At 70.2% G+C, this 17,189-nt stretch carries 15 protein-coding genes; 5 read left to right on the top strand and 10 right to left on the bottom strand.

Annotated features, from left to right (window positions below):
• Positions 1-71: 71 nt before the first annotated feature.
• The 4 genes from ALIDE2_RS00675 to ALIDE2_RS00660 all read right to left on the bottom strand — a co-directional run bounded on the left by ALIDE2_RS00675 (position 72) and on the right by ALIDE2_RS00660 (position 3,956).
• Positions 72-878 carry an SDR family oxidoreductase gene (locus ALIDE2_RS00675; protein ID WP_013517068.1) on the bottom strand — a complete coding sequence of 269 codons (807 nt, stop codon included), beginning with the start codon at positions 876-878 and terminating at the stop codon, positions 72-74.
• Positions 879-887: 9 nt separating this feature from the next.
• Positions 888-1,886, bottom strand: coding sequence for a tripartite tricarboxylate transporter substrate binding protein (locus tag ALIDE2_RS00670; protein WP_013721176.1), 999 nt, complete (start codon positions 1,884-1,886; stop codon positions 888-890).
• 68 nt (positions 1,887-1,954) lie between these two features.
• Positions 1,955-2,722 carry an SDR family NAD(P)-dependent oxidoreductase gene (locus ALIDE2_RS00665; protein WP_013517066.1) on the bottom strand — a complete coding sequence of 256 codons (768 nt, stop codon included), beginning with the start codon at positions 2,720-2,722 and terminating at the stop codon, positions 1,955-1,957.
• A gap of 55 nt (positions 2,723-2,777) precedes the next feature.
• Entirely contained in the window at positions 2,778-3,956 is a 1,179-nt protein-coding gene (locus ALIDE2_RS00660; protein WP_013517065.1) for a thiolase family protein, read from the bottom strand.
• Between the two features lie 205 nt (positions 3,957-4,161).
• Between ALIDE2_RS00660 and ALIDE2_RS00655 the strand changes: the two genes are divergently transcribed.
• From ALIDE2_RS00655 to ALIDE2_RS00640, 4 genes are all read left to right on the top strand, one after another.
• The gene (locus ALIDE2_RS00655) at positions 4,162-5,709 is read left to right on the top strand and encodes an AMP-binding protein (RefSeq protein WP_013721175.1); all 1,548 of its coding nucleotides are present in this window, start codon (positions 4,162-4,164) and stop codon (positions 5,707-5,709) included.
• A gap of 75 nt (positions 5,710-5,784) precedes the next feature.
• Positions 5,785-6,939, top strand: coding sequence for an acyl-CoA dehydrogenase family protein (locus tag ALIDE2_RS00650; RefSeq protein WP_013721174.1), 1,155 nt, complete (start codon positions 5,785-5,787; stop codon positions 6,937-6,939).
• A gap of 32 nt (positions 6,940-6,971) precedes the next feature.
• Positions 6,972-7,958 (top strand): Bug family tripartite tricarboxylate transporter substrate binding protein, encoded by a 987-nt coding sequence (locus ALIDE2_RS00645; RefSeq protein WP_013721173.1) that lies wholly within the window; start codon positions 6,972-6,974, stop codon positions 7,956-7,958.
• A 39-nt stretch (positions 7,959-7,997) separates the two neighbouring features.
• A complete protein-coding gene (locus ALIDE2_RS00640; protein ID WP_013517061.1) occupies positions 7,998-9,008 on the top strand; it encodes a Bug family tripartite tricarboxylate transporter substrate binding protein in 1,011 nt (336 codons plus the stop codon).
• Positions 9,009-9,029: 21 nt separating this feature from the next.
• On the opposite strand, the gene ALIDE2_RS00635 is transcribed toward ALIDE2_RS00640, so the two are convergent.
• The 5 genes from ALIDE2_RS00635 to ALIDE2_RS00615 all read right to left on the bottom strand — a co-directional run bounded on the left by ALIDE2_RS00635 (position 9,030) and on the right by ALIDE2_RS00615 (position 14,557).
• The gene (locus ALIDE2_RS00635) at positions 9,030-9,485 is read right to left on the bottom strand and encodes a PaaI family thioesterase (RefSeq protein ID WP_013517060.1); all 456 of its coding nucleotides are present in this window, start codon (positions 9,483-9,485) and stop codon (positions 9,030-9,032) included.
• A gap of 12 nt (positions 9,486-9,497) precedes the next feature.
• A complete protein-coding gene (locus ALIDE2_RS00630; RefSeq protein ID WP_013721172.1) occupies positions 9,498-10,490 on the bottom strand; it encodes a tripartite tricarboxylate transporter substrate binding protein in 993 nt (330 codons plus the stop codon).
• 17 nt (positions 10,491-10,507) lie between these two features.
• A complete protein-coding gene (locus tag ALIDE2_RS00625; protein ID WP_193353135.1) occupies positions 10,508-12,076 on the bottom strand; it encodes a class I adenylate-forming enzyme family protein in 1,569 nt (522 codons plus the stop codon).
• A 10-nt stretch (positions 12,077-12,086) separates the two neighbouring features.
• Complete coding sequence (locus tag ALIDE2_RS00620; RefSeq protein ID WP_013721170.1) at positions 12,087-13,037, bottom strand: Bug family tripartite tricarboxylate transporter substrate binding protein; 951 nt, start codon at positions 13,035-13,037, stop codon at positions 12,087-12,089.
• Positions 13,038-13,168: 131 nt separating this feature from the next.
• On the bottom strand, positions 13,169-14,557 hold the full coding sequence (locus ALIDE2_RS00615) for an L-serine ammonia-lyase (protein ID WP_013517056.1): 1,389 nt from the start codon (positions 14,555-14,557) through the stop codon (positions 13,169-13,171).
• 237 nt (positions 14,558-14,794) lie between these two features.
• Between ALIDE2_RS00615 and ALIDE2_RS00610 the strand changes: the two genes are divergently transcribed.
• On the top strand, positions 14,795-15,457 hold the full coding sequence (locus ALIDE2_RS00610) for an FABP family protein (protein WP_013517055.1): 663 nt from the start codon (positions 14,795-14,797) through the stop codon (positions 15,455-15,457).
• A gap of 52 nt (positions 15,458-15,509) precedes the next feature.
• Here the strand turns inward: ALIDE2_RS00610 and norR are convergent, their stop codons facing one another.
• The gene (gene norR, locus ALIDE2_RS00605; RefSeq protein WP_013721169.1) at positions 15,510-17,111 is read right to left on the bottom strand and encodes a nitric oxide reductase transcriptional regulator NorR; all 1,602 of its coding nucleotides are present in this window, start codon (positions 17,109-17,111) and stop codon (positions 15,510-15,512) included.
• Positions 17,112-17,189: the final 78 nt, after the last annotated feature.

Genomic DNA, 17,189 nt, shown 5'->3' with positions numbered 1-17,189 from the left:
CTTTTTTTCCAGGAAGCATTGCACCGCCCCGACCATTTCCACGCCGGTGCGCATGCGCTGGCGGCCACCGCTCATGCCGCGCCCCGCGGGGTGTAGGAGGCGCGCATGTCCCGCCCGCCGCGCAGCGAGGAGCCACCGTCCACGGGGATGACGGCGCCCGTCACGTAGCCGGCCTGCGGCGAGGACAGGAACAGCGCCATGTGGGCGATGTCCTCCAGCGTTCCCATGCGCTGCAGCGGCACGCTGGCGACCGCGTTGGCCAGCGCCTCGGGCGAGGGCGCGAGGCGGCGCATGCCTTCGGTGTCGGCGATCGGGCCAGGCGCGATGGCGTTCACGCGCACGCCATCCTCACCCCATTCCATGGCCAGCACGCGCGTCATCATGTCGATGCCGGCCTTGGCGGCGCAGGCGTGCACCTGGTACATGGTGGGGTTGACGCCCTGGGGCGCCGAGATGTTGATGACGCTGGCGCCAGGCTTCCTCAGCAGCGGGTAGGCCAGGCGCAGCACGTGGAAGCTGCCGTTGAGGTCGATGTCGATCACCGTCCTGAAGCCGTTGGGCGACAGGTCCTTGGCCGGCGCGATGAAGTTGCCCGCCGCGCCGGAGACGAGCACGTCGATGTCGCCGAACAGGGCGTGCGACTGGCGCAGCGCCGCGTCCACCGCGGCGCTGTCGCGCACGTCGGCGCTGATGCCCAGCGCCTGCGCGCCCAGAGCGCGCAGCCCTTCGGCCGCCTGCTGCACCTTGTCGGGCGAGCGGCTCATGACCGTGACATGGGCGCCCGCGCGCGCGAACGCCTGCGCGATGCCGAGGTTGATGCCGCTGCTGCCGCCGGCCACGAACACATGGCGGCCCGCGAAGGAGGAGGTGTCAGTCATGGTGCGTCCTCAATCGAGCTGCAGCTTCTGGCTGCGGATGAGCTCGCCCCAGTCCTTGCGGTCGCGCTCCACCATCTGCGAGAACTGCGCGCTCGCCATGCCGCCGCGGCGGCCGCCGAGCTCGCGGTAGCGCTGGACCACGGCCGGGTCCTTGAGTACGGCGACCAGGTTGTCGGTGAGCTTCTTCACGATCTCCGGGGGCGTTTTGGCGGGCAGGAAGAAGCCCATCCAGCCTACCTTGTCGAAGTCCTTCATGCCCAGCTCGGTCATGGTGGGCACGTCGGGCAGCTCGGGCTCGCGCGTGGCGCCGGTCACGGCCAGCGCGCGCAGCTTTCCGTCTTTGACGTGGGCGAGCGAGCCCGTGAGGTTGTCGAACATGAACTGGGTCTCGCCGGACACGATGGCCATGGTGGCCGGCGCGGAGCCCTTGTAGGGCACGTGGACCACGTCCACCCCCGCGCGCTGGCGCAGCAGCTCGCCCATCAGGTGCGTGGTCTGGCCCACGCCCGCCGACGAAAACGCCAGCTTGCCCGGCTCCTTCTTCGCGGCCGCGACCAGCTCGCCCAGGCTCTTGATGGGCGACTTCACCGGCACCACCAGCACGTTGGCGAACGAGATCATGTCGGTCAGCGCGATGAAGTCGTCCGGCTTGTAGCCGAGCTTCTGGTAGGCGCTGTAGTTGATGGCGTTGGAGCCGGTGTTGCCCACCAGCACGGTGTAGCCGTCGGGCTGGGCGCGCGCCACCAGGCCAGCGCCCAGCATGCCGCCCGCGCCGGGCTTGTTGTCCACCACGATGGGCTGGCCCAGGCGCTCGCCCAGCTTTTGCGCCATGAAGCGCGCCGGCGTGTCGGTGGTGCCGCCGGCGGCGCCGGGGATGACGAAGGTGATGGGGCGCGTTGGCCAGGCGGCATCGGCCCGGGCGGCCGGGGCCGTCGCCAGGGCGCCCAGCGCCAGCAGGGCGCATGCCCCGGTCAGATGGAGCGCGCGGCGGCGGTTGCACGGGGGCATGGTTGTCTCCAATGTACTATCTAAAAGAGAGCTGCTTGCGCCCTGTCCATGGGCGCTGAGGGCCAATTTCACCGTGGCTGCATGCGGATGGCGCCATCCAGGCGGATGGTCTCGCCGTTGAGCATGGGGTTCTCCAGGATGTGCAGCGCGGTCATCGCGTATTCCGCAGGGTGGCCCAGGCGCGCCGGATGGGGCACGGAGGCGGCCAGCGACTGGCGCACGTTCTCGGGCAGCTTGGCCAGGATGGGCGTGTCGAACAGGCCCGGCGCGATGGTGCACACGCGGATGAACTTGGACGCCAGGTCGCGCGCCGCGACGATGGTCATGCCGATCACGCCGGCCTTGGACGAGGCGTAGGGTATCTGGCCGATCTGCCCCTCGTAGCCCGCCACCGAGGCGGTGAGCACGCAGGCGCCGCGCTCGCCATCGACGGGCTCGTTCCTGGCCATGCTCGCGGCGGCCAGGCGCAGCGTATTGAAGGTGCCGATCTGGTTCACGCGGATGATGTTCACGTACTTCTCCAGCGAGCCGGGGCTGCCGTCCTTCTCGACCAGGCGCACGGGCCCGCCGATGCCGGCGCAGTGCACCAGCGCGCGGAAGTTGCCGAAGGCCTCGGCCGCCGCGATGGCCTGCTGCATCTGGGCCTCGTCGGAGACGTCGGCCTTCACGTAGCGCAGGCGGCCGGCGTATTGCTTTTCCATGGCCTGGCCGCGCTCGTCGTTCAGGTCCACGGCGACCACTTGAAGGCCGCGCTCGAGCAGCGCGATGGCCGAGGCCTCGCCCAGGCCCGAGACGCCGCCGGTGACCAGGGCGGTCATTCCTTGTTGCAGTTTCATTTTTGCTCCTTTTTGCCTGTATCGCTTACCCATCAAGCGCTGGCAGCTATCAAAATCAAAGTCGTTCGATGATGGTGGCGTTGGCCATGCCGCCGGCCTCGCACATGGACTGCAGGCCGTAGCGCTGGCCGCTGTCCTCCAGGGCGTGCAGCATCGTGGTCATCAGGCGGATGCCCGAGGCGCCCAGCGGGTGGCCCAGGGCGATGGCGCCGCCGCGCGGGTTCAGGCGCTCGCCGTCGGCCTTTAGCTCCTTCTGCCAGGCCATGGGCACCGAGGCGAAGGCCTCGTTGATCTCGTAGTGGTGGATGTCGTCGAGCTTCATGCGCGCCTTGGCCAGCACGCGCTGGGTGGCGGGGATGGGGGCGGTGAGCATGTACAGCGGGTCGTCGCCCACCACGTCGAAGGCCACGAAGCGCGCGCGCGGGGTCAGGCCGAGCTGCAGCGCACGCTCCTCGCTCATGATCAGCATGGCGGCCGCGCCGTCGGTCATCTGCGAGGCGTTGCCCGCCGTGGTGTTCCACTGGATCTGCGGAAAGCGCGCCGACAGCTCCTCTGTCTCGAACACGGCCTTGAGGCCGGCGAGCTTTTCCACCGTGGTGCCGGCGCGGATCGTCTCGTCCTGCGCCACGCGGCCGGCGGGCGTGTCCATGCCCACGATCTCGCGCGCGAAGCCGCCGCCCGCCTGCGCCGCATGGGCGCGCTGGTGCGAGCGCGCCGCATACGCGTCGAGCTCGGTGCGGCCCAGGCCCCACTTGGCGGCGACGAGGTCGGCCGACACGCCCTGGCCCACCAGGCCGGGCGCGTAGAGCGCATCGAAGCGCGCGCCGGTGGTGTTCTTGCCCATGCGCGAGCTGCCCATGGGCACGCGGCTCATCGACTCCACGCCGCAGGCGATGACGATGTCCTGCACGCCGGCCATGATGGCCTGGGCCGCGAAGTGCACGGCCTGCTGGCTCGACCCGCACTTGCGGTCGATGGTGGTGGAGGGCACGTGCATGGGCAGGCCCGCGGCCAGCCAGGCCAGGCGCCCGGGGGTGTTGGCCTGCTCGCCGGACTGGCTCACGCAGCCGCAGATCACGTCGTCCACGCTGCCGGGATCGATCTTGTTACGTTCCACCAGCTGCTGCAGCACCTGCGAGAGCAGGTCCACGGGGTGCAGCTGGGCCAGCGCGCCATCGGGCTTGGCCCGGGCCATGGGGCTGCGGATGGCATCGACGATGACGGGATTTTTCATGTTCACTCCATGTGTTTTCTGAAACTTATGATCCATTAAAAGAATTTTTTACGCGTTAGTTTGTGCTGAATACCGCGTTTACCCTATGTTTAATGGGACTCACGCCTGAAAAAATCATCCAATCAAATTGTTTTATGAGACTTGCGTTTCGCATTTGAAGGCACATCGCCCCTGGCGGTGCGCCTGGAGACCACAGGTGACAGGCATGCAGGATTTCTTTGGCCGCGCACAGGCGGCCCCCGAACGGGTGGTGGTGTTCATGGCCGACCAGGGCCGCAGCTACACCGCCGGCGCGCTGGCGCAGATGGCGCAGCAGACGGCGCAGTGGCTCGCGGCCCAGGGGCTGCAGACAGGCGAGCGCTTCGCGGTGTTGCTGGAGAACCGCGTCGAGATCCTGGCCCTGGTGCTGGCCGCGCGCCAGGCGGGCCTGTATGCGGCCGTGCTCAGCACCCACCTGACGGCGGACGAGGTGGCCTACATCGTGGGCGACAGCGGCGCGCGCCTGGTGGTGGCATCCGACAAGACGCTGTCCCAGCTCCAGGGCATCGGCCTGCCCTGCTGGACCGTGGACGAGGCCCGGCCGCAGGCCCCGTCGCTGCACGCGGCGCTGGCGGCGCTGCAGGGCCCGCCGGTGGACTTCGCCGACCGGCCGCTGGGGCGCGACCTGCTGTATTCCTCCGGCACCACGGGCCGGCCCAAGGGCGTGCTCAAGGCCCTGTGGCCCGCCGAGCTGCGCGGCCAGGCCGACCCCGAGGCCGTGGGCACCGCCCGCCTCCTGGGCATGGGCGAGGACACGGTGTACCTCTCGCCCGCGCCGCTGTACCACGCCGCGCCGCTGCGCTACACGCTGCGCGCGCTCGAGCTCGGCGGGCGGGCCGTGATCATGGAGCGCTTCGACGCGGAAAACGCCCTGGCGCTCATAGAGCGCTACCGCGTCACCCACAGCCAGTGGGTGCCCACCATGTTCGGCCGCCTGCTCAAGCTGCCCGCGCAAGTGCGCCAGCGCCACGACCTGTCGAGCCACCACATGGCCATCCACGCCGCCGCGCCCTGCCCGGTGGATGTCAAACGCGCCATGCTCGACTGGTGGGGTGACATTCTGATGGAGTACTACGCCGGCTCGGAGGGCTGCGGCACGACCATGATCGATTCGACCGAGTGGCGCCTGCGCCCCGGCTCGGTGGGCCGGCCCACCACGGGCCGGCTGCACATCGTGGACGACGAGGGCCGGGAACTGCCCGCGGGCGAGATCGGCCAGGTGTATTTCTCGGGCGGCGGGCAGTTCACCTACCTGAACGACCCCGAGAAGACGCGCCAGGCCATCAACGACCGCGGCTGGGTCACGTACGGCGACATCGGCCACGTGGACGCCGAGGGCTACCTCTTCCTGAGCGACCGGCGCGCCGACCTGATCCTCTCGGGCGGCGTCAACCTCTACCCGCAGGAGATAGAAAACGCCCTGGCCCGCCACCCCGGCGTGCAGGAGGTGGCCGTGGTCGGCGTGCCCCACCCCGACTTCGGCGAGGTGCCGCTAGCGGCCGTGGTGCTGCACCCGGGCCAGGAGGCCACGCCGGAAACGGCGCGCGCCATCGCCGCGCGGGCCGCCGAGGTGCTGGCCCGGCTCAAGCTGCCGCAGCGCATGGTGTTCGTCGATGCGCTGCCGCGCCTGGAGACCGGCAAGCTGCTGCGGCGCCAGCTCAAGGAGCGGTTCCGCGAGCAACCGCAGGCCGGATTCGCCCTGCGGGACTCATAAAAAAGTAGCTGCTACCGCTTACCCCATAAGCCATGGAGCCATATTTCATTCACAAACCTTGGGAATTCAACAGCCATGCAAGACCTGATCCAGCGCACCATCTACCGCGAGGACCATGAACAATTCCGCGAGCAGGCGCGGCGCTTCTTCGACAAGGAAATCGTGCCCTTCCACGCCCAGTGGGAGCGCGACGGCATCGTGCCCAAGGAAGTCTGGCGCAAGGCCGGGCGCGAGGGCCTGCTCAACACCATGCTGCCCGAGCCCTACGGCGGCGGCGGCGACTTCGGCCACGCGGCCATCCTGATCGAGGAAGTTGCGCGCACCGGCGCCAGCGGCCTGGGCTTTCCGCTGCACTCGGACATCGTCGCGCCCTACATCCACGCCTACGGCAGCACCGGGCAGAAGGACCGCTGGCTACCGCGCATGGCCGCGGGCGAGCTGATCGGCGCCATCGCCATGACCGAGCCCGGCGCGGGCAGCGACCTGAAGTCGGTGCGTACCACGGCCAGATTGGTGAAGGACAGCGAGGGCGACCACTACATTCTCAACGGCAGCAAGACCTTCATCACCAACGGCATCAACAGCGAGATCGTCATCGTCGTCGCCAAAACCAACCCCGAACTGGGCGCCAAGGGCGTATCGCTGATCGTGGTGGAGGAGGGCACGCCGGGCTTCAGCAAGGGCCGCAAGCTGGAGAAGATCGGCCTGATGGCGCAGGACACCTCCGAGCTGTTCTTCGACAACGTCAAGGTACCCGTGGGCAACCTGCTGGGCGAGGAGAACATGGGCTTCAAATACCTGATGAAGGAGCTGGCGCAGGAGCGTCTGGTGGTCGCCGTGCGCGCCGCCGCCTCCATCGAGGCCTTCCTGCAGAAGACCGTGGACTACACGCGCGAGCGCAAGGCCTTCGGCCAGACGGTGTTCGAGTTCCAGAACACGCGCTTCAAGCTCGCCGAGGCCAAGGCCCAGGCCACCATGCTGCGCGTGTTCGTGGACGACTGCATGCGGCTGCACATGCAGCGCCAGCTCACGCCCGAGCGCGCCGCCATGGTCAAGCTCAACGCCACGGCGCTGCAGAACCGCCTGCTCGACGAATTCCTGCAGCTGCACGGCGGCTACGGCTACATGACCGAATACCAGGTGGGCCGCGCCTGGACCGATGCGCGCATCGGCCGCATCTACGGCGGCAGCGACGAGATCATGAAAGAGATCATCGCCCGCACCCTGTAAACCCCGCACCACAACCACAAGGAGACACCCTCATGGCAATCACCCGGCGCAAGACCCTGGCGCGATGCCTGCCCCTGATCGCACTGGCCGCAGCCTGCGGCATGGGCGGCGCGCAGGCGCAGGACAGCTACCCGAGCAAGCCCATCCGCGTCATCGTGCCCTACCCCGCCGGCGGCGGCACCGACACCATCGCGCGCCTGATCGGCACGCAGCTGTCGCAACGCCTGGGCCAGCCCGTGGTCGTCGAGAACAAGCCCGGCGCCAGCGGCATCCTGGGCAACGACATCGTGGCCAAGGCGCCCGGCGACGGCTACACCGTGCTCATGGGCATCACCGCCCTCGTGCAGATCCCGGCGCTGTACAAGAAGGTGCCCTACAAGCTCGGCGACCTGGCACCGGTATCGCAGATCGCCAAGTCGGCCGACCTGCTCATGGTGCCACGCAGCTCGGGAGTGACCACGCTGCAGCAGTTCGTGGACAAAGCCAAGGCCGCGCCCGGCACGCTCAACTACGGCAGCTACGGCAACGCCACCTCGTCGCACATGAACGGCGAACGCTTCAAGCAGAAGGCCGGCATCGACATCACCCACATCCCCTACCAGGGCTCGGGGCCGGAGATGGCGGCCCTGCTGGGCGGGCAGCTGACGCTGGCCTTCGTCGACGCCACGGGCGCCTACCCGCACATCAAGTCCGACAAGGTCAACATCCTGGCCATCACCGGCTCCCAGCGCCACCCCGCCCTGCCGCAGGTGCCCACCATGACCGAGTCCGGCTACCCCGGGCTGGAGGCCAACGGCTGGTTCGGCATGTTCGTGCCGGCCAGCACGCCCAAGGCCATCGTGGACAAGCTCGGCGCCGAGGTGGCATCCATCGTCAAGTCGCCCGAGCTCAACAAGCGCCTGACGGACATGGGCCTGATCGCCGTGGGCTCGCTGCCCGACGACTTAAAGGCCCAGGTCGACAAGGACGCCGCCCACTGGAAGAGCGTGGCAGAGTCGGCCAGAATCTCCATGGACTGATTGACCCGCCGCCACACACAACTACACGAGGAGACAACGATGGCACACGACACCCCCCTTGCACGCTGCAGCCGCCGCCAGTTGCTGGCCATGGCGGCTGGCGCCGCGGCCGCCGGGCCGCTCCACGCGCAGGCCCAGGCTGGCTTCGCCACCCGCCCGGTGCGGGTGGTGGTGCCGTTCGCCGCGGGCGGCGCCACCGACGTCATCACCCGCGTACTGGGCGAGCACATGGCCAGGCGCTTCGGCCAGCCCGTGGTGGTTGACAACAAGCCCGGCGCGGCCGGCCTGATCGCGGGCGAGGCGGTGGTCAAGTCGGCGCCTGACGGCATGACGGCGCTGCTGGGCACCACCTCGACCATGCTGACCAACAAATACCTCTACCAGAAGACCGCCTACGACCCGCTGACCGATCTCACCCCGCTGGTGCGCGTGTGCCTGGCGCCGATCGCCCTGGTGGTCTCGGCCGACGTGCCGGCCCGGAACATGCAGGAGTTCATGGCCTGGATCCGCGCCAACAAGGGCAGGCTGTCCTACGGCTCCTACGGCATAGGCTCGCACGGCCAGCTCGCCTGCGCCACGCTCAGCGACATCGCGGGCGCCGACATGTCGCACGTGGCCTACAAGGGCGAGGCGCCGATGGTGCAGGACCTGCTGGGCGGCCAGATCAAGATGGGCATGGGCAGCCTGCTGTCGCTCAAGGCGCACATCGATGCCGGCAAGCTGCGCGCGCTGGCGATGACCGGCCCGCGCCGCGTGCCCCTGCTGCCCGACGTGCCCACCTTCGCCGAGGCCGGCTACCCGCAGGACGCGCTGGCCCTCGTCGGCTGGCTGGCAATCGCCGGCCCCAAGGGCATGCCGGCGCAAGTGGCCCGCCAGTGGGCCGAGGCCGCCAACCAGGCGGTGGCCAGCCGCGACGGCATGGCGCGCATCATCGCCGCCGGCTTCGTGCCCGTGGACGACGACACGCCCGAGAAATTCGCCCGCCTGTGGGCGCAGGAGGCGCCGATCTGGGGCCGCCTGCTGCAGGCGGCGGGCGTGCAGCCGACCTGAAAACGCCGCCGGCGGCCTATTTCAGTCCTGCCGGCGCGCGATCAGCTTGAAGCTTCCGGTGGCCAGCGCCACCAGGGTACCGTCCTCCGCGCGCACCTCGCCGCGCGCGAAGCTGATGGAGCGGCCGCGCCGCTCGCAGTGGGCGGTGGCGATCAGGTCGCCGCCGGCGGCGGTCACGAAGTGCAGCGTCAGGTCGATGGTGGCCACGCCATAGGCGGCAGGGTCGTGCGAGCGCACGGCCGCCGCCAGGGTGCAGTCGAGCAGCGTGGCGATCGAGCCACCATGCACGTCGCCGCGGCTGTTGGCCTGGTCCGGCTGGAAACCCAGGCGCACCTGGGCCATGTCGTTGCCTATGCGCTCGCCGCGCAGCGCCATGGCGCGCGCCATGGCCATGGGCAAGCCGAAGAACATGTCGGGCGGCTCGCCGGCGAAGGGGCTCGGGGGGATGTCGTTGATGGCGATGGAATGGTGTTGCATGGGGAGGGATTGTCAGTCCACCTTGGCGCCGGTGGACTTGACCACGGCGGCCCAGCGGGCGATCTCGCTGTCGATGTGCGCCTGCAGCGCCTCGGGCGTGGAGCCCACGGGCTCGTAGCCACCGGCGGCCAGCTGCGACTGCAGCTGGGGCTGGCGCAGGGCCGCGGCGATTTCCCGGGCGAGGCGCTGCCTGATATCGGGCGGCGTGCCGGCCGGCGCGATGAGCGCGTACCAGCCCGTCACCTCGAAGCCGGGTATGCCCTGCTCCTGCACCGTCGCCACCTCGGGCGCCAGCGCCGAGCGCTGCGCGCTGGTGACGGCCAGCGCGTGCATGCGGCCGCTGCGGATGTGCGGCATGGAGGTGGAGATGCTGTCGAAGGTCAGATCGATGTCGCCGGCCAGCATGGCGTTGACCACGCCGGCGCTGCCCTTGTAGGGTACATGCGTCATTTTCACGCCGGCGATGCTGCTGAAGTACTCGGCCGCCAGGTGCCCGGTGTTGCCGTTGCCTGCCGAGCCGAAGGTGAGCTTGCCGGGCGCCGCCTTGGCGGCCTGCACCAGCTCCTGGATGTTCCTGGCCTGCAGCTTGGCGCTGGCGGCCACCACCATGGGCAGGTTGGCCACCAGCGACACGGGCGCGAAGTCCTTGCGCGTGTCGTAGGGCAGCTTGGGGTACAGGCTGTCGTTGATCGCATGGGCGGCCAGCACCATGAGCACCGTGTAGCCGTCGGGCTTGGCGCGCGCCAGGTACTGCGTGGCCAGCGTGCCGCCCGCGCCGGGCTTGTATTCGAGCACCACGGGCTGGCCCAGTTGCTGCTGCAGCTGCACGGCCAGCGGCCGGCCCAGCAGGTCGGCGCTGCCGCCGGGCGGGTAGGGAATCACGAGCTGTATCGGCTTTGCGGGCCAGGCGTCGGCGGCCTGGGCGGCGGGCGCAAGCAGGGCGCCGACCCCCAGCGCCAGGCCGGCGAGCATGGCGCGGCGCGGCCGCGAGGGACGGATGGGCATGGCTCTCTCCTGATAAATCAATGGGCCGCGGGGTTCGCCCGCAGGTACTGCTCGCGTAGCTCGCGCTTGAGCACCTTGCCGATCTCGCTGCGCGGCAGGCGCTCGGCCAGCCGCAGGTCGGCCACGCGCTGGGTCTTGCCCACGCGGGCGTTGAGCCATTCGCGCAGCTCCCGCGCGCCGGGCTGCGCGCCGGCGCGCGGCACCACATAGGCCACGGGGGTCTCGCCCCATTGCTCGGAAGGCACGCCGACCACCGCGCATTCGGCCACCTGCGGGTGCTGCTGCAGCACGCCCTCGATGTCGCTCGGATAGACGTTGAAGCCGCCCGTGATGATCATGTCCTTCATGCGGTCGCCGAGCACGATGAAGCCGTCCTCGTCGAGCCGGCCCACGTCGCCGCTGCGGATGAAGCGCTGGCCCTGGGCGTCGAACCACTCGGCCTCGCGCGTCTTGTCGGGCAGGCGGTGGTAGCCGCTCATCATGCCGGCCGAGCGGCCGACGATCTCGCCCTGCGCGCCGGGCGGCAGCTCGCGCCCCTGCTCGTCGATGAAGCGGATGTCGGCGCCCTCGCCGGGGCGGCCCACGGTGTGCAGCTTGTGCGGGAAGTCGTGGCAGTGCAGCTCGCAGCGCACGCCGCCCTCGGTCAGGCCGTAGTACTCGATGAGCCGGCCGGGCCAGCGCCGCAGCACCTCGGCCTTGAGGGCGGCGCCGAAGGGCGCGCTGGTGCAGAACTTGTGCCGCAGCCGGCTCAGGTCGGTGCCGTCGAACGCGGGGCAGGCCATGAGGCGCTGGTACTGCACGGGCACCAGCATGGTGTGGGTGGCGCCGTGCCGCTCGGCCAGCTCCAGGTAATGCGCGGCGTCGAACTTGCGCATCAGCACCAGCGTGCCGCCCAGTGCCAGCGTGGGCAGAGCCGCCACCAGCGTGGTGTTGGAATACAGCGGCGTGGCGCACAGCGAGACGGCGTCGGGGCCGTAGCCGTTGGTGACGGCGCGGCGCACATGGGCCCAGCGCATGGCCCAGGACTGCACGATGCCCTTGGGCACGCCCGTGGTGCCCGACGAGTAGATCACGTTGAAGGCCCAGTCGGGCGCGGGCGCGATCGGCGCGGGCGCGCCGCCGCCCTGCGCCAGCCATTGCGACCAGGGCTCGCCGGCCTCGGGCGCATCGTCCAGCGCCACGCAGCGCAGCGCAGCGCCCGCGTGCAGGGGCCATTGCGCGGCGACCTCGCGGTCGCGCAGCACCAGGCGCGCGCCGCAGTTGTCCAGCATGGCGCTCAGGTGCTCGGCCGTGGCCGAGGGCGCCAGCGGTGCCACCGCCACGCCGGCGCGCAGCGCGCCGAGGTAGGCCAGCAGGTACTCGACCGAGGTGCCGGCGCAGACGGCCACCACGTCGCCGGGCCCCAGGCCTCCCTGCTGCAGGCTGCGCGCCACCCGGTCCATGCCCGCGCACAGCGCGGCGTAGTCCAGGCTCCGTTCTTCCAGGATCAGGGCGGTGTGGCCGGGGCGGTGCGCGGCCTGGCGCGCGATCAGTTCGGGCAGCGAGCCGAAGGGCTGGGCCAACAGGTGTTCGATGTCTGCTTGCATGGGCATGGAATCATTCGAGCGACAGGCCGGCGGCCTTGACGATCTGGGCCCAGCTCTTGCGTTCCTGGGCGATGAAGGCATCGTACTCGGCCGGCGTCTCGCCGCCGGGCACGCCGCCGAGCTCGGCGAAGCGCTGGCGCACATCGGGCTCGTGCATGGCCTTGCGCGCCGACTGCTGCAGGCGCAGGATCACCGCGTCGGGCGTGCCGGCCGGCGCCAGCAGGCCGAACCAGGCCGTGACCTGCATGGGCACGCCGGCCTCGGCCATGGTCGGCACGTCCGGCAACTGGGCCGCGCGCTCGCCGCTGGTGATGGCCAGCGCGCGGAACTTGCCCGACTTGATGTGCGGCATGGAGCTCGGCAGATTGTCGATCATGAAGTCCACCTGCTGCCCGAGCAGCGCCGTCACGGCCGGGGCCGCGCCGGGGAACGGCACCAGGGTGACCTCGATGCCGGCCTTCTGGCGGAACATCTCGGAGGACATGTGCGGCGACTGGCCCACGCCCGAGGTGGACACGTTGAGCCGGCGCGTCTTCGCCAGGCCGACCAGGTCCTTCACGCTGCGCGCGGGCGAATCGGCATGGACCACGAGGATGTTGGGCACGGAAATCACGTTGGTGATGCCGCGCAGGTCGCTCTCCTTGTAGCTCAGCTGCTTGTAGAGGCTGAAGTTGATGGCGACGGGGCCGATGTTGCCCATGAGCAGCGTGTAGCCGTCGGGCTTGGCGCGCGCCACCTGCGCCGTGCCGATGCTGCCGCCGCCCCCGCCCTTGTTCTCGACGACGATGGCCGTGCCCAGGTCCTTGCCCATCTTCTCGGCCAGCACGCGCGCCGCGATGTCGGTGGTGCCGCCCGCGGCGGCGGGCACGACGATGGTGATGGGCCGCTCCGGCCAGGCGGCCCAGGTGGCCAGTGGAAGTGCTGCCAGGCAGAAGGCGATCAGGCGGCGGCGCAGGGGCATGGCGTTTCCTTGTCGTGTGCGAAGTCGAGCCCGCCACCATAAGGGGCTTCGCGCCATGCGGACTCAGGGTTTCATGGGAGGCGCGCTTCGTGATTCGGCAACCCACGCTTTGGCGCGCTGAAAGGACGGCGTCAGCATTCGACGATGTTGACCGCCAGCCCGCCGCGCGAGGTCTCCTTGTACTTGCTCATCATGTCGGCGCCCGTCTCGCGCATGGTCTTGATGACCTGGTCCAGGCTCACGTGGTGCGTGCCGTCGCCGCGCAGCGCCATGCGCGCGGCGTTGATGGCCTTGACGGCGGCGAGCGCGTTGCGCTCTATGCAGGGGATCTGCACCAGGCCGCCCACCGGGTCGCAGGTCAGGCCCAGGTGGTGCTCCATGCCGATCTCGGCCGCGTTCTCCACCTGCGCGGGCATGCCGCCCAGCACGGCGCACAGGCCCGCGGCGGCCATGGAGCAGGCCACGCCCACCTCGCCCTGGCAACCAACCTCGGCGCCCGAGATGGAGGCGTTCTCCTTGTAGAGGATGCCGATGGCGCCGGCCGTGAGCAGGAAGTCGATCACGCCGGCCTCGCTCGCGCCGGCAATGAAGCGCCAGTAGTAGTGCAGCACCGCCGGCACGATGCCCGCCGCGCCGTTGGTGGGCGCGGTGACCACGCGGCCACCCGCGGCGTTCTCTTCGTTCACCGCCAGGGCGAACAGGTTCACCCAGTCGATCACCTGCAGCGGATCCTGCAGCGTGTCGGGAGCGCCCTGCAGCGCCTGGTGCAGCGCAGGCGCGCGGCGGCGCACCCGGAAGCCCCCGGGCAGCACGCCGCCCGTGCGGCAGCCGCGCGCGACGCAGTCCTGCATGGCGCCCCAGATGGCCAGCAGGCCCGCGTCGATCTCGGAGTCCGTGCGCCAATGGCGCTCGTTGACGCGCATGACCCGCGCCATGGAGCCGCCCTGGGCCGCGGCCTGCGCCAGCAGCTGCTCGCCGCTGTGAAAGGGCAGCGGCAGCACCTCGGTATCGGGCGCGATTTCGGCCTGGCGTCGGGCATCGACGGCGGCCTCCCCGCTGACGATGAAGCCGCCGCCGACCGAGTAGTACACCTGCGCGTCCAGCAGGCCGCCCGCGGCGTCGAAGGCCTCGAAGCGCATGCCGTTGGCGTGCAGCGGCAGCGCCACGTCGGGCACCAGCAACAGGTCGGCGGCCTCGTCGAACGCGACCTCGGGGCCGTCCGCCAGCGGCAGCCGGTGCCGGGCGCGGATGCGGGCGATCAGGGGTTCGATGGCATCCACGTCCACCGTGTCCGGCGCGTGGCCGCACAACCCCAGCAGCACGGCGCGGTCGCTCCCATGGCCGCGGCCCGTGGCGCCCAGCGAGCCGTAGAGCGTGCAGCGCACGCGCGCCACCCGGGGCAGATGGCCCTCGCGCGCCAGGCGCTGCACGAACAGGCGCGCGGCGCGCATGGGCCCCACGGTGTGCGAACTGGACGGCCCGATGCCGATCTTGAACAGGTCGAAAACGCTGACAGCCATGGAGGACTCCTCTCTGCCGGTGGTCCGAAGACAAGCACTGCGCCCACGCCAGCCAGCGGCGCACTCGTCCACTATGGCACGGTGGTGGCTCGCAAGTGCCGTCCAACGCCGGGCTTCGCCTGGATTTACCGTACCATTTACAAGCTTTTTTGGTCTCCAAGGCTTGCGGATCAAGCGCATAAAGCTATCACTATCATAGCAATCTCTTCTTTTCGGCCTTCGGCAAGGGACCCCAACATGGAAAACTTCCCCCAAGACATCTACACGGAACCCGAGCCGGACGCCGATACGCTGGCCAACCTGGGGCCGCTCACCGGCATGGCCGGCATATGGACGGGCACGCGCGGCCTCGACGTCAATCCGAAGGCCGATGGCCCCGAAAGGCAGGCCTTCATCGAGCACATGGAGCTGCAGCCGATCGACGCGCAGACCAACGGGCCGCAGCTGTTCTACGGGCTGCGCTACCACACGCGGATCGTCAAGCCGGACGGCGTGGAGACGTTCCACGACCAGGTCGGCTACTGGCTGTGGGAGCCGGCCACGGGCACGGTGATCCAGACGCTTTCGATACCGCGCGGACAGGCGGCGATGGCCGTCGGCCATGCCGAGGCCGGCGCGAGAACGTTTCGCCTCCAGGCTGTCCGCGGGTCCACGGTGAACGGAATCGTGTCGAACACGTTCCTGGAGCATGCGTTCAGGACGGAGAGCTACACCATCACGGTATCGATCCATGACGACGGAACGTGGTCCTACGAGCAGGACACGGTACTCATCATCCCGGGCCAGGCGGAGCCGTTCCACCACACGGACCGCAACACGCTGCGCAAGATTGGAGAGCCTGTGCCCAACCCCACGGCGCGGGCAGCGGCGAGAACGCCCGGGGACGCCCAGGGCCGGTAGTGCACCTGGGCCGAGGGGCTTCTTGCGCAAGCGCCAGGGCCCGCTCCCCGGCTCAGCTTTTGAGCCCCAGCCGCCGCGCCAGCTTGTGCAGGTTGCTCGAATCCACGTCCAGCGCGCGCGCGGCCTGGGCCCAGTTGCCCTGGTGGCGGTCCAGGGCCGCGATGATGGCCTGGCGCTGGCAGGCATCGACGGTGTCGCGCAGGGTGCCCGCGGGCGCTGCCGGCGCGGCGCCCGCTGCGGGGCCGGGGGCGGCGGGCGCGGCGGGGCCGTCTGCGGCGGGCACGTCCAGCGCGTCGAGGTCCAGCAAGCCTTCCTCCAGCGTGACGATGGAGTTGCGGTCCGCGCCGCGGCTCAGGGCCTTCAGGGCGGCGCGGCTGATCACGTGTTCGAGCTCGCGCACGTTGCCGGGCCAGCGGTAGCGGCGCAGCGCGGCCTGCGCGTCGGGCGACAGGCGCAGGCTGCGCAGCCCCAGGCGGGCGCGGTTGAAGTCCAGGAAGCGCCCGGCCAGCAGCAGCACGTCGTTGCCGCGTTCGCGCAGCGGCGGTATGGGCACGGGATAGACCGACAGGCGGTGGTACAGGTCGGCGCGGAAGGCGCCGCTGGCCACCTGCTCGCGCAGGTTGCGGTTGGTGGCGGCGATCACGCGCACGTTCACGCTGCGCGGGCGGTCGGCGCCCAGGCGCTGGATCTCGCCGTTCTGCAGCGTGCGCAGCAGCTTGGCCTGCACCGACAGGGGCAGCTCGCCCACCTCGTCGAGGAACAGGGTGCCGCCCTCGGCGGCCTCGAAGCGGCCGGGCCGGTCGCTCACCGCGCCCGAAAAGGCGCCGCGCACGTGGCCGAAGAGTTCGCTCTCGGCCAGCGATTCGGGCAGGGCCGCGCAGTTCACGTGCACCAGCGGCCGGTCGTGCCGCGGCGACTGGTGGTGCAGCAGGCGCGCGAACAGTTCCTTGCCCACGCCGGTCTCGCCCAGCAGCAGCACGGGCAGCTCGGAGGCGGCGACGATGCCCAGCTCGTGCAGCAGGCGCTTGAGCGCGGGGCTCTCGCCGACGATCTCCAGCTCGCCCACACCGCCGCGCTCGGACGATGCCAGCGCCGCGCCGCCCTCCCCGGGCCCGGAGGCCGCCATGCGCAGCGTGCGCAGCTCCTGCTCCAGTCGCGCCACGCGCACCACCGCCTCGACCAGCGGCACGCTCTGCGCCAGGCGCCGGCGCGCCGCGGCGCCGAAGGTGCCGGTGGCCAGCGCGTCGAGCGTAAGCACGCCCCAGGGCCGGCCCTCCACGTGCAGGCCCACGCCCATGCAGTCGTGCACGGGCAGCGGCTCGCCGACCAGGGTGTCGAGCAGGCCGTCGTACGGGTCGGGCAGGGTGCTGTCGTGCTCGAAGCAGGTCACCTCGTGGCGCGCCAGGATCGCGGCCAGGCGCGGGTGCTGCCCCACGACGAAGCGCCGCCCCAGGGTGTCGCTGACCAGGCCCGCGACGGCCATCGGGCGCAGGCGCTCTTCCTCCAGGCGCAGCAGCGCCACGGCACCGCAGCCGAACTGGGCGCGCAGCACGTCCACCAGGCGCTGCAACCGCACGGCCTGGGGCAGCTCGGTGCCCAGGTCGGCGCACAAGTCCACCAGGACGGTCGCGAGCTCGGCCTCTTTCACGGTCATAAAAACCCTATGAAGGTAAATTTCACCAAATTTGATTTGGGTTAATTTTACCTACACCAGTGTAAACCCTTGATTTTC

Origin of the sequence: Alicycliphilus denitrificans K601 (assembly GCF_000204645.1) — a bacterium.
Classification (GTDB): domain Bacteria; phylum Pseudomonadota; class Gammaproteobacteria; order Burkholderiales; family Burkholderiaceae_C; genus Alicycliphilus; species Alicycliphilus denitrificans.
The sequence above is the reverse complement of the archived record's forward strand: the minus strand, read 5'-3'. Positions and strand labels throughout refer to the sequence as shown.